Origin of the sequence: Candidatus Zinderia endosymbiont of Aphrophora alni (assembly GCF_964019745.1) — a bacterium.
Lineage (GTDB): Bacteria > Pseudomonadota > Gammaproteobacteria > Burkholderiales > Burkholderiaceae.
In genome coordinates, this window is record NZ_OZ026462.1 from 261330 (window position 1) to 274256 (window position 12927).

Annotated in this window: 11 protein-coding genes and 1 other RNA gene; 4 read left to right on the forward strand and 8 right to left on the reverse strand. The window is 14.3% G+C overall.

The genetic code is table 11. The features are described 5' to 3' along the window. Positions 1-52: 52 nt before the first annotated feature. Positions 53-3187: a UvrD-helicase domain-containing protein gene (locus AACL00_RS01290; RefSeq protein WP_339044878.1), complete on the reverse strand. Its 3135-nt coding sequence runs from the start codon at positions 3185-3187 to the stop codon at positions 53-55. A 240-nt stretch (positions 3188-3427) separates the two neighbouring features. Here AACL00_RS01290 and trxA point away from each other — a divergent pair, with 240 nt between their 5' ends. The 3 genes from trxA to AACL00_RS01305 all read left to right on the forward strand — a co-directional run bounded on the left by trxA (position 3428) and on the right by AACL00_RS01305 (position 5383). Then, positions 3428-3760, forward strand: coding sequence for a thioredoxin (trxA, locus tag AACL00_RS01295; protein ID WP_339044879.1), 333 nt, complete (start codon positions 3428-3430; stop codon positions 3758-3760). Between the two features lie 86 nt (positions 3761-3846). Next, positions 3847-5103, forward strand: a complete 1257-nt coding sequence (gene rho, locus AACL00_RS01300; protein ID WP_339044880.1) for a transcription termination factor Rho — start codon at positions 3847-3849, stop codon at positions 5101-5103. A gap of 31 nt (positions 5104-5134) precedes the next feature. Beyond that, positions 5135-5383 carry a type B 50S ribosomal protein L31 gene (locus tag AACL00_RS01305; protein WP_339044881.1) on the forward strand — a complete coding sequence of 83 codons (249 nt, stop codon included), beginning with the start codon at positions 5135-5137 and terminating at the stop codon, positions 5381-5383. Here AACL00_RS01305 and AACL00_RS01310 read toward each other — a convergent pair. Beyond that, positions 5364-6137 carry a HesA/MoeB/ThiF family protein gene (locus tag AACL00_RS01310; protein WP_339044882.1) on the reverse strand — a complete coding sequence of 258 codons (774 nt, stop codon included), beginning with the start codon at positions 6135-6137 and terminating at the stop codon, positions 5364-5366. The two genes, AACL00_RS01305 and AACL00_RS01310, sit on opposite strands and share 20 nt — an antisense overlap. Positions 6138-6191: 54 nt before the next feature. Here AACL00_RS01310 and ssrA point away from each other — a divergent pair. Then, positions 6192-6591: a transfer-messenger RNA gene (ssrA, locus tag AACL00_RS01315) on the forward strand. A gap of 2 nt (positions 6592-6593) precedes the next feature. On the opposite strand, the gene AACL00_RS01320 is transcribed toward ssrA, so the two are convergent. The 6 genes from AACL00_RS01320 to nuoI are packed head-to-tail and all read right to left on the reverse strand — an operon-like array spanning position 6594 to position 12918. Beyond that, positions 6594-8093: an NADH-quinone oxidoreductase subunit NuoN gene (locus AACL00_RS01320; protein WP_339044883.1), complete on the reverse strand. Its 1500-nt coding sequence runs from the start codon at positions 8091-8093 to the stop codon at positions 6594-6596. 45 nt (positions 8094-8138) lie between these two features. Further along, on the reverse strand, positions 8139-9599 hold the full coding sequence (locus AACL00_RS01325) for an NADH-quinone oxidoreductase subunit M (RefSeq protein WP_339044884.1): 1461 nt from the start codon (positions 9597-9599) through the stop codon (positions 8139-8141). A gap of 5 nt (positions 9600-9604) precedes the next feature. Further along, a complete protein-coding gene (gene nuoL / locus AACL00_RS01330) occupies positions 9605-11569 on the reverse strand; it encodes an NADH-quinone oxidoreductase subunit L (protein ID WP_339044886.1) in 1965 nt (654 codons plus the stop codon). Positions 11570-11581: 12 nt separating this feature from the next. Further along, positions 11582-11890 carry an NADH-quinone oxidoreductase subunit NuoK gene (gene nuoK, locus AACL00_RS01335; RefSeq protein WP_422388891.1) on the reverse strand — a complete coding sequence of 103 codons (309 nt, stop codon included), beginning with the start codon at positions 11888-11890 and terminating at the stop codon, positions 11582-11584. Next, positions 11886-12407, reverse strand: coding sequence for an NADH-quinone oxidoreductase subunit J (locus tag AACL00_RS01340; protein WP_339044888.1), 522 nt, complete (start codon positions 12405-12407; stop codon positions 11886-11888). Before AACL00_RS01340 ends, nuoK begins: the two co-directional genes overlap by 5 nt. Positions 12408-12429: 22 nt before the next feature. Continuing rightward, the gene (nuoI, locus tag AACL00_RS01345; RefSeq protein ID WP_339044889.1) at positions 12430-12918 is read right to left on the reverse strand and encodes an NADH-quinone oxidoreductase subunit NuoI; all 489 of its coding nucleotides are present in this window, start codon (positions 12916-12918) and stop codon (positions 12430-12432) included. Positions 12919-12927: the final 9 nt, after the last annotated feature.

Sequence of the window (12927 nt, forward strand, 5' to 3'; positions counted from 1 at the left end):
TTTATATATAATTTTTATAAAGATATACTTTTTATAAAGTATATAAAATAAATTATTTATTAATTATTAATTTACCATTATTTAAAATAAGAGCTGAATTAATAAATTTAGAAGGAAAAATTAAAAAAAAATTTTTTTGAAAAATTAAAATTTTTTTTAAATTTTTTAATAAAGAATTATTATTTAAAATAAATAAATTGTAATTTAAAATCCATATTTTTTTTTTAAAAAAAACAATTCTATTACATATTATTTTTTTTTTTTTTTTATATATTTTTACATTATTTAATGCTTTAATAAATTTTTTAGGATTAAAAAATTTTTCTAATTTAAAATTATTTAAAACATTAATAATTATTTTTAAAATTTTTTTAGTTATTTTATAAGAACAAGAAAAATATTTTTTAATATTTTGAATATTAGGAAGTTTTATAGGCCATTTATTTTTATTTAAAATGTGTGAAATAAAAATATAAATTTTTTTTTTTTTTATATAAATATTATTTTTAATAAAATATTTATTTTTAATATAAAAAATATTTTTTTTTTTTTTAAATAATTCTTTTTTAGAAATTTTTTTATATTTTTTATTATTTTCAAATAATATTTGATACCAATTTTTAAAAATATTTTTTTTATTTATTATTTTATTTTTTATACCACTTATAATTAATAATTGTTTAGCTCTTGTTAAAGCAACATATAAAATATTTAAATATTCTTGAAATTTTATTTTTTTTTCTAAATTAAAAAATTTTTTTTTAATTAATTCATATTTTTTATTTTTCTCAAAAATTGAAAAATGTAATTTACTATTACTATCATAAGGAAAATTAAATAATAAATCAATATTTTCATATATAATATTATTATGATTAGTATCAGGCAATATTACTATTGGTGATTCTAATCCTTTTGATTTATGTATAGTTACAATATGTATTGTATTTTTAAAAAAATAATTTTCTTTTTTTATATAAATTTTTTTATTTGAAATATTTTTTATATAAATAATAAATTTTTCTATAGTTATATTTTTAATATTTTTATATAAAAAAATAAATTTAAAAAAATTTTTAATTTTTTTAAAATTTTTTATAAATTTATTATAAAATAAACTTATTAATTGATATTCTTTTAAAATTTTTTTTAATAAATTATAAATTGAAAAATATTTTGTATATTTTATCCATTTTAATAAATATATTAAAATAAAATTAGTTTTTTTAGAAAATAAATATTTTTTTTGTAAAAAAAAATTTTTATATTTTTTTTCTTTTATTTTAGAAATTTTTTTTAAATCTTTTTTAGAAATTAAAAAAAAATTACTTTTTAAAATTTGTATTAATAATAATTTATTATTTTTAGTTGTTAAAAATTTTAATAAAATAATTAAATTATTTATAATAAATAAATTAAATATTTTTTTTTTTTTATCTGAAGTAAAAGGTATATTATATTTTTTAAAAGCTTTTTCATATTCTTTTAAATATTTTCTAGTTTTAATTAATATTAAAAAATCTTTCCATTTAATTTTTCTTTTTATTTTTTTTTTATATATTAATTTTTTTTTTTTTATTAATAAAATTGATTGTGCAATTTGTTCTCCTTCTTTAAATCTTTGAATATCTATTTTTTTTTTTTTAAAATTATTTATTTTTTTTTTATTAAAATAATTAATTAAAGGTAATTTCCAAACTTCACCTTTTATTAAATTTGTCGTATATTGTTTTTGAAAAAAAATATTTTTTTTTACTAAAGTATTATTTATTATATTTATAATATTTATAGAATTTCTTTTTGTTACATTTGTTTGTAATAAAAAAATTTTATTTTTTTTTAAAAATTTTTTTATATAAATAAAAATTCTATAATCACTTTTCCTAAAATTATAAATTGATTGTTTTGGATCGCCTACAAAAAATATTTTTATATTATTTTGTTTTTTATTTAAATTAATAATTGAATTAATAATTTTCCATTGTATTAAATTTATATCTTGAAATTCATCTATAATAATATGTTTAAAATTTATATTTATTTTTTTTTTATTATTATTATTTAATAATAAATATGTTTCAAATTCTAAATCTATAAAATCTAATATTTTTTTTTTTTTTTTTTTTTTTATATATATTTTTAAAAAAAATTTTGCTATATTAAATAATATTTTATTATATTTAAAAATATAATTTTTATTATTAATATTTAATATATTAATAATATTATAATATTTTATTTTAAATAAATTAAAATTTATTTTTTTTTTTAAAATATTAATTTTTCTTTTTTTTTTATATTTAGTATAAAATATATTATATAATTTTTTAAATTGTTTTATTGAAGGTTTAGAAATTAAAATTTTAGATAAAATTAAACTTTTTTTTTTATATGAAGGTGTTAATTTATTAAAAATATTTATAATAAAATTTATATTTTTTATAAATTTTTTTTCTTTCCATATTTTTAATATATATTTTTTTTTTTTTTTTTTACAAATTTTTTTTATTTCTTTTAAATGTGTTGTTTTTTTTTTTTTTAAAATATTATTGTATAATAACCATTCATCTCTTTTAAAAATAAATTTTTTTAAAATTTTTTTAGTATTTTTTATACCTAAAATTTTTATAGATTTTAAAAAATATTTTTTATATTTTTTATATTTTAATTTTTGTAAATTAATTAATAATTTTTTATATGTTTCATTTATTAATATTTCTGTATTTTCTAATATATTATATTTTTTTTTAAAAAAAAAATTTTTTTTTAAAAAAAATAAAAACCAACCATGAAATGTAAAAAAATTTATTTTTTTATTTTTAAATAAAAATATTTTATATAAATTTTTTATTTTTATATAATTTTTTTTTATTTCTTTTTTTAAAAAACCATATTTTATAAAAATTTTATAAAATTTTTTTTTGTTAATATTTATAATGTAAAAAAAAAATTTTTTTATTTTTTTTTTTATTTCTTTTAAAGCTATACGTGTAAATGTTAAAATTAATATTTTTTTATAATTATTATATTTTATTAATAAATGAATAATTCTAATAATTATTAATTTAGTTTTTCCACTCCCAGCACAAGCTTCAATAAAAATTGAATTATTTAAATTATTAGCAGTAGAAAAAAATATTTTTTTTTTTACTATTAAATTATTTATTTTAAATTTTTTTTTTTTCATAAATAAAAATATATATAATATTTTTATATTTTTTATTAAAAACAAATTGTAATTGATATTAATTATATTTATTATATAATATAAATTGTTTTATATATAGAATATACTTATAATATATACTAATATTTAAATATTTTTTTTAAAAAAATATTTATATTTTTATATAAATTATTTATATATAAAATATATATAATATATATTATATATTAATTTATAAAAAAAAAATTAAAAATTTTAATTATGTTAAAAATTGTAAAATCTGTTACAGATTTATCATTTGAAAATGATATTTTAAAAGCTAAAAGACCAATTATATTAGATTTTTGGGCTCCTTGGTGTAATCCTTGTAAAATGGTTTTACCAATTTTTTCTAAAGTAGCATTAGAATATAAAAATATTATAATTTTTACAAAATTAAATGTAGATGAAAATTCTGAAATTACTAAAATTTTTAATATTAAAAGTATTCCTACTTTATATTTTTTTAGAAAAGGTATAGTTATTTCTAAAAGAATAGGAGTTTTTTCTGAAAGTCAACTTATGTATTTTATTGAAAAAAATGTTCATAAATAATTTTTTTAAGATATATTTTATAAAAAAAAAAATAAAAAAGAAAGAAATAAGAAGTAAAAAAAAAGAAAAAATTTTAAATAATATTTATGCATTTATCAAAATTAAAAATTTTACATATGACTTATTTATTTAAAATTGCTACTAATTTAGGTTTAAAAAAAATATCTTTTTTAAAAAAACAAGAATTAATTTTTAATATTTTAAAAAAAAATTTTCAATTAGGAAAACAAATTTTTGGTAATGGTATATTAGAAATATTACCTGAAGGTTTTGGTTTTTTAAGATCTTCAAATTCAAATTATATTGCTTCTATTGATGATATTTATATTTCTCCATCTCAAATACGTAAATTTAATCTTTTTACTGGAGATTTTATAGAAGGTGAAATTAGATTACCTAAAATTAATGAGCGTTATCTTGCAATTATGAAAATAATTAAAATTAATTATAAATCACCAGAATTTTTTAAACAAAGAATTTTATTTGAAAATTTAGTTCCTTTACATGCGAATAAATTATTTATTTTAGAAAAAAATCTTTTAACAAAAGAAGAAAATACTACTTGTAGAGTTATTGATTTAATAGCACCAATTGGTAAAGGTCAAAGAGGATTATTAGTTTCTTCACCAAAATCAGGAAAATCTATTATTTTAAAACATATAGCACGTGCTATTACTTTAAATTATCCAAAAGTTATTTTATTAGTTTTATTAATAGATGAAAGACCAGAAGAAGTAACTGAAATGCAAAGATCTATTTTAGGAGAAGTTATTGCTTCTACTTTTGATGAATCAGCTTATAGACATGTACAAGTTTCAGAGATGGTATTAGAAAAAGCAAAAAGATTAGTAGAAAATAAAAAAGATGTTATAATACTATTAGATTCTATTACTAGATTAGCGAGAGCTTATAATACTATTACTCCTTTATCTGGTAAAATATTAACTGGAGGTGTTGATGCAAATGCTTTACAAAGACCTAAGAGGTTTTTTGGAGCTGCTAGAAATATAGAAGAAGGTGGATCTTTAACAATTATTGCTACTGCTTTAATTGATACTGGAAGTAAAATGGATGATGTAATTTATGAAGAATTTAAAGGCACTGGAAATATGGAAATTCATCTTGAAAGAAGATTAGCAGAAAAAAGAGTTTATCCTGCTATTAATTTAAAAAAATCTGGAACTAGACGAGAAGAATTATTAATAGAAAAAAAAAAATTACAAAAAATTTGGATTTTAAGAAGATTAATATTTGATATGGATGAAATTTCTGCTATGGAATTTTTTTTAAAAAAATTTAAAATTACAAAAAATAATGAAGATTTTTTAAAAATGATAATATAAAATTAAAAAATTATTTTTTAATAAAAAATTTATGAAAAAAAATATTCATCCAATATATAGATATGTTGTTTTTTATGATGTTTCAATAAATTATAAATTTATTATTAAATCTTCAATAAAAACAAAAAAAAAAATTAATTTTAATGGTATTAATTATCCTTTTATTAAAATAGAAGTTTCTTCTAAATCTCATCCGTTTTATACTGGTAAAAATAAAATATTAGATATCTCTGGAAGAGTAGAAAATTTTAAAAAAAAATTTAATTATATTTATGATTAATAAAAATATTTTTTTTAGTTTTACAAATTTTGCAAAATAAATTTTTTTTAATTTTAAATTTTAGAAGTTTCATTTTTTTTAAATTTAATGTATAAAAAAAATTTTTTTTATTTTTAATATTTATTATTAATTTTATAGTTTCTGAAGCTTGTATTGCACCTATTATTCCTGCTAATGGCGAGAATATTCCTAAATTTGAGCATTTTTCTTCTTTTATTTTTTTTTTAGGAAATACACATTCATAACAAGGATTTTTAGAAAATCTTTTATCAAAAACACAAATTTGTCCATTAAATTTTATAGCAGATCCTGAAATTAATGGTATTTTATTTTTAACACATGCTTTGTTAATTATAAATCTTGTTTTAAAATTATCACTACAATCTAATAATATTTTTTTTTTATTTATAAAATTATAAATATTATTATTATTTATTTTTTCTTCTATAGTTTTTATTTTAATATTTGGATTTATTTTTTTTAATGTTTTTTTTCCTGATAAAACTTTTTTTTTTTTTAAATTATTAGTATTATGTATAATTTGTCTTTGTAAATTTGTTAAATTTACAATATCATTATCAATTAATGTAATTTTTCCTATACCAGAAGAAGCAAGATAAATAGCAGCTGTAGAACCTATACCACCAATACCTATAATTATTACATGACTTGATAATAATTTTTTTTGACCTTTAATATTTATTTCTTTTAATAAAATATGTCTTGAATAACGTAATAATTGTTTATTATTCATATTTTTATTTTTAAATATTTTTATTTATGTTATAATTTTATATATTTGTTAATAGGGGTTGATTTGGTTTCGACGTATTTATCATAATAATACATTGCATATTGAGAATCTAATTATCTCATAAAATTTATTAGAAAATTTTTTAAAAAATAACTGCAAACGAAAATAATTACGCAATAGCTGCTTAAAAATAAGTAGTTACCTTATTCCATGATTTCTCTATAATGGTTTTTATTATATATAAAAAATATATTAATAATATATAAGGTTATAAATAGAGAATCGTTTTAAAATTTTTTTCACAAAATTTTAAAATTAAATTTTTTGTGAATTTATATTAATAAATATGCTTGTTTATTTTATTAATATTAAGTTAAAAAAACAATGCTAAATATGTAGATATGTTTATATTGATATTTTACGGACGCGGGTTCGATCCCCGCCAACTCCAAAATTTTAAATTAATAAATATTTTATTTTAGTAAAAGTTTTAATAATTATGTTAAAACATATATTTATTAAAAAATCTGGAAATATACTTATAAATAAAATAAAAATTATATTTATTATTAATAATATTTTAATTAAAAAATTGTTTTTTATTTTTGTATTAATAATTGGTTTTTTAAATAAAATATTTTTTATTATTATTAATAAATAAAATATATTTATTAAAGAAAATATACTTATTAATATTGCTATATATTTTTGATTTAATTTAATTATTATTTTTAAAATTGAAAATTTAGTATAAAAACCAATTAAAGGTGGTATACCACTTAATGAAAGTATTAAAATTAATGTTATTAAAGTAAGTAAAAAATTTTTTTTTTTTAAACCATTAAAATTTCTAATATTATTAGATTCATATTTATTTTTTGAAAGAATAATTGTTATTCCTAAAATTCCTAAATTATTAATAACATATATAATTATATAAAATAACGAAAAACAAAAAGAATTTATAAATTCTATAGAATTTCTACAAAATATTGTAGATGTTATTCCGAGTAAAATAAATCCACTATGAAAAATAGAAGAATAAGCTAATAATCTTTTAATATTTTTTTGCATTATTGCTGCAGTACTTCCAATTATAATTGATAATATTGATATAAATATTAAAATTTTTTTAAAATTTATTATTATAGGAAAAAAATAATAAAATATTTTTAATATTATAGAAAAAAAAACAATTTTAGGAGTAGAACTTATTAACATAGTTATAGGACATATAGAGCCTTCATAAATATCTGGTATCCACATATGAAATGGTGCTATTCCAAATTTAAAAAATATACTAGATAATATAAAAATTATTCCTAATATTAATAAATTAAAAAAAAAATTTCCAGATATTAATGAATAATAAATATCATTTAAATTAATAAATTTTGTTGCTCCATATATCATGGAGATTCCATATAAAAAAAAACCTGATGCTATAATATTTAAAATAAAATATTTTATAGAAGTTTCATAAGATTTTTTTTTTTTACTTTCTGATATTAATAAACTACTTATAGATAATGAAGTTAATTCTATACCTAAATAAATAATTAGTAAATTATTACTAGAAACTATTATTGTTTGACCTATTATAGAAGTTAATATAAAAAAAAAAAATTCTTTTTTTAAATATTTTTTTTTTTTTTTAATTTTAATATTAAAATATTGATAACTATATAATATAATTAATAAATTTATTAAATATATAAATATATTTAAAAAATTAGAAATTTTATTTTTTATAAAAGTTTTATTGAATAAATAAATAATTTTATTATTTAAATTATATTTAATAGTAAATATTAAACATATTAATAAAGAAAAAATTGATAAATAATAATTTATTTTTTTTTTTTTATTAAAAATAATATTAATTATTAAATATATAATAATAGTTATAAATAAAATTATTTCTGGGAAAAAATAAATTAAATTTAAATTTTTCATTTTTATAAAAAATAATTTATATTTTATATATAAATAAAATATACATTAACTTAATAAATTTGTTATTGAAGTTTCTAATGGAGTAATTATTATTTTAGGAAAAATACCAATAATAAAAATTAAACTTGTAATAATAAATAAAACAAAAAATTCTTTTTTATTAATATCTTTTATTATTTTAATAGAACATTTTTTTGTTTTATCAAAAATAATTCTTTTTATTAAAAGAAATGAATATATAGCAGACCAAATTAAAATTGTTGATGTTATTATTCCTATATAAAAATTATATTTAATAGCACTTATTATTACTAAAAATTCACCAACAAAACTAGAAGTTGAAGGTAAACCACAATTTGCTAAAGATAAAATTATAAAAAATGTAGAAAAAATAGGTATTTTTTTAATTAATTTACCTAAATTATTAATTTTTTTTGTTTTAGTTTTTTCATATATAATTCCTATTAAGCTAAACATAGCAATTGAAGTAAATATATGAGAGATCATTTGTATAATTGCTCCTAAAATCCCTATTTTATTTAATAAGAAAATTCCTATTGTTACGATCCCCATATGATTTATAGAAGAATATGCTATTAATTTTTTTATATCTTTTTGAACAATTGTTATTAAACCTATATAAACAATAGAAAATAATGATAATATAATTATTATTGGGGCAAAAAATTTATTAGCTTCTGGTGTAATAGGTAATAAAAATCTTAATATGCCATATGCGCCAAATTTTAACATAATTGCTGCTAGAATAATTGATCCATTAGTTGGAGCTTCTCCATGGGCTTCTGGTAACCATGTATGAAATGGCCAAATAGGTAATTTTATAGCAAAAGCAAAAAAAAATGCTAAAAATATTATTTTTTGTTCATTAAAAGTTAATGGTAAATTATACCAAGATGTAATATCAAAATTTTTAGTTTTGATATATAAATATATTAATGCTAAAAGCATTGTTATTGAACCTAATAATGTGTAAAAAAAAAATTTAAATGTTGCATATATTTTTTTTTTCCCACCCCATATTCCAATAATTATAAATATTGGTATTAGTGTAGTTTCTAAAAAAATATAAAAAAGCATAGAATCAATAGAAGAAAATACTCCTATCATTAATCCTGATAATATTAAAAATAATCCAAAATATTGAGAAATATTTTTTTTAATATTATCCCATGCTAATAATATAGTTATTAAAGTTGTTAATGCTGTTAATGGTATAAACCATAATGAAATTCCATCAATACCTAAATGATAATTAATATTAAAACATTTTATCCAATGTATTTTTTCTGAAAATTGAAAATTTTTTTCTGAATTTTTAAAAAAATAAATTATTAATAATGTTGGTATGAAACTAATAATTGCACTTATTAAAGAAATATATTTTTTAATTTCATTATTTTTATAATTATTAATTAATATTAAAAATATACCACATAATATTGGTAACCATATTGAAAAACTTAAAATATGTAAAAATAATTTCATTTTAATTAAAACTTTATAGGTAAATAAATTAAAATCATTAATAATCCTATTATCATAGTAAAAATATATTTATGAATATATCCGGAATTTAATGATTTTGTAAATTTTGAAATAATTTTTATTATTTTAATAATTCCAAATAAAAAAAAATTATTAAATATTTTTTTTTCTATAAAAATTTTCATTTTTTTACATATTAAAATTAATAAATAAGAAATTTTTTTAAAAAAAATATCAATAAAATATTTTTTTTTTAAAATTTTATATATAAAATTAAATTTATTTTTTAAATAAGTTGTGAAATTTATATTTATTATATATACATAATATGTTATAAAAATCCCTATTATTATTAATAAAAAAGGAATAGTTTTCCAAGCTTTAAGACTCATTAAAAATGGATTAATAAAAATTTTTTTTAAATATTTAATATTTTTAAAATTAATGTTTGTAGTTATACATTTTTTAAAAAAATTTTTAAAAATTATTGGTTTTATAAGAAAATAACCTAAAAAAAATGAGGGAATACTTAAAATTATTAAAGGAATTTTTATAAAATAATTAGATTTTTTTTTTTTATTATTAATATTTTTTTTAGAAGTTTTATGAAATATTTTAAAATACATTCTAAATGAATATAAAGTAGTTATTAAAATAGAAAATAATGATGAAAAATATGCAAAATTAGAGCCTGTTATTTTAGTTTTTGATAATATTTTTATTATACTTTCTTTAGAATAAAATCCTGAGAAAAAAGGTATTCCTATTAAACTAAATATAGAAATTAAAAAAGTTGCCCATGTTATTGGTATATTTTTTTTAATATTATTATTTATATATCTTATATCTTGTATATGATTATTATTTATAATTATTGATCCTGCACATAAAAAAAGTAATGCTTTAAAAAAAGCATGAGTAATTAAATGAAATATTGCTATAGAATATGCTGAAGCACCTAATGCCATGGTCATATATCCTAATTGAGATATAGTAGAATATGCTATTATTTTTTTTATATCATTTTGAATAATTGCAAGTATTCCCATAAACATAGATGTTATTCCTCCAATAATTAAAATTATTGATAATGTATTTTTAGATAATTCAAATATTGGTGATAATCTAGAAATTATAAAAATACCTGCTGTCACCATAGTTGCAGCATGAATAAGTGCTGAAACAGGTGTAGGACCTTCCATAGAATTAGGTAACCAGATATGTAAAGGGAATTGAGCTGATTTACTAATTACTCCAATAAATAAACATATACAAATAATAGTTGTTATTAATATATTAGTTTTATATAAATAAATATTTTTTAAAAAATGTAAATTTTTAAAAATTTTATTGTATTTAAAAGAATTTGTATATGAAAATATTAATCCTATTGCTATTAATAGTCCACAATCTCCTATTCTATTTATTAAAAATGATTTTATACTAGCTTTATTGGCTTTTTTTTTTTTATACCAAAATCCTATTAATAAATAAGAAACTATTCCTACTAATTCCCAACCAAAAAATAATTGTAATAAATTATTACTCATTATTAATATTAATATTGAAAAAATAAATAAAGATAAATAGCAGAAAAATCTTTTATAACCTTTATCATTTTTCATATATTCTATTGAATAGATATATACTATTAAAGAAATAAATGTAATCATTAACATCATTATTGATGTTAAATTATCAATTAAAAAACCAAATTTTATTTTTAAATTATTAAATTTTATCCATGTATATATATTTATATTATAAATATGTCCATTGATTGTTAATAAAAAAGTTTTAAAAGAAATAAAAGTTGAAAGTAAAATACTACTTATTGCTATAAAATTTGTAATTTTTTTATTTATTATATTTAAAAAGAAATTTGTTCCTAATAAGCCAATAGTTATAAAACTTATTAATGGTGAAATTATAATAGTTAAAAAAAAAAATTTATTATTTAATATAATCACTTTAATTAATTTTTATTTTTTTAAATTATGTAATTTTTGAATATTAATATTATTTAAATTTTTATTCATTTTTATTAAAAAAGCTAAGCTTATAGCTGTTTCTGCAGCAGAAACAGTTAAAATAAAAAATACAAAAATTTGTCCTAAAATATCATTAAAAAAATTTGAAAAAATTAAAAAATTCATATTTATTGATAAAAACATTAATTCTAAAGACATAATTATTATTATTATATTTTTTTTGTTTAAAAATATTCCTAATATAGAAATTATAAATAATATTGAACTTATTAATAAATAATAAAAGGTATTCATTTTAATATTTTATTTTTTTTTTATTATTAATAATTATTGAAACAATAGCTATTATAGAAACTAATAAAATTATAGATGATATTTCAAAAGCATATATATATTTTGTATATATAATAATTCCTAATTTTTTAATATTATTATGATTTATTTTTATAAAATTATTAATTTTAATTTTATGAAAATTATTTTTATAAATAAAAAATATTATTTTATATAATATTATTATTAAAGGTATTATTGTTAATAAAAAATTTTTAAAGTTTATTTTTTTATTTTTATTTTTTTTTAAATTCATCATCATAATAATAAATAAAAATAATATCATTATAGAACCTACATATATAACAATTAATATTGTAGCTAAAAATTCAATTTTTAAAAAAAACCAAATATTTGACATTAAAAAAAATGTTAATATTAAAAATAATGCAGAATTAATTGGATTATTATTTAATATAACTTGTAAAGCTGAAATTAACATTAAAATTGAAGATGTTAAAAAATATAATATTTTAATATTCATTAAATTTATATAAATTTTATTATTAAATATATTTAGAATCGGCTATTCTAGCTTTCATAATTTTTTTTTCATATTTATCACCATTTTTAAGTAACATTTTTTTTGTTAAAAATAAATTTTTTTTATTATTACCATTAAATTTGAAAATATGTGTTTGTACTATTGAATCTACTGGACAAGCTTCTTCACAAAAACCACAAAAAATACATTTTTTTAAATCTATATTATATTTTTTAGTTTTTCTAGAACCATTTTTATCTTCTTTTATTTTTATATTTATAGCCATAGCAGGGCATATAGCTTCACATAATTTACATGCTATACATCTTTCTTCGCCATTTGGATATCTACGTAATGCATGTAATCCTCTAAAACGAGGTGAAATTGGAGTTTTTTCTTCTGGATAATAAATAGTTATTTTTTTTGAAAAAAAATATTTTATTGTTAATAAAAAACTTTTAATAAATTTTACTAAAAAAAAATTTTTAATTTTTTTTTTTATATATAACATTTTTTATAT

Coding starts and splice junctions, on each gene's coding strand:
- AACL00_RS01290 (WP_339044878.1), bottom strand. CDS start 3,187: ATGAAAAAAAAAAAATTTAAAATAAATAATTTAATAGTAAAAAAAAAA.
- trxA (WP_339044879.1), top strand. CDS start 3,428: ATGTTAAAAATTGTAAAATCTGTTACAGATTTATCATTTGAAAATGAT.
- rho (WP_339044880.1), top strand. CDS start 3,847: ATGCATTTATCAAAATTAAAAATTTTACATATGACTTATTTATTTAAA.
- AACL00_RS01305 (WP_339044881.1), top strand. CDS start 5,135: ATGAAAAAAAATATTCATCCAATATATAGATATGTTGTTTTTTATGAT.
- AACL00_RS01310 (WP_339044882.1), bottom strand. CDS start 6,137: ATGAATAATAAACAATTATTACGTTATTCAAGACATATTTTATTAAAA.
- AACL00_RS01320 (WP_339044883.1), bottom strand. CDS start 8,093: ATGAAAAATTTAAATTTAATTTATTTTTTCCCAGAAATAATTTTATTT.
- AACL00_RS01325 (WP_339044884.1), bottom strand. CDS start 9,599: ATGAAATTATTTTTACATATTTTAAGTTTTTCAATATGGTTACCAATA.
- AACL00_RS01340 (WP_339044888.1), bottom strand. CDS start 12,407: ATGAATATTAAAATATTATATTTTTTAACATCTTCAATTTTAATGTTA.
- nuoI (WP_339044889.1), bottom strand. CDS start 12,918: ATGTTATATATAAAAAAAAAAATTAAAAATTTTTTTTTAGTAAAATTT.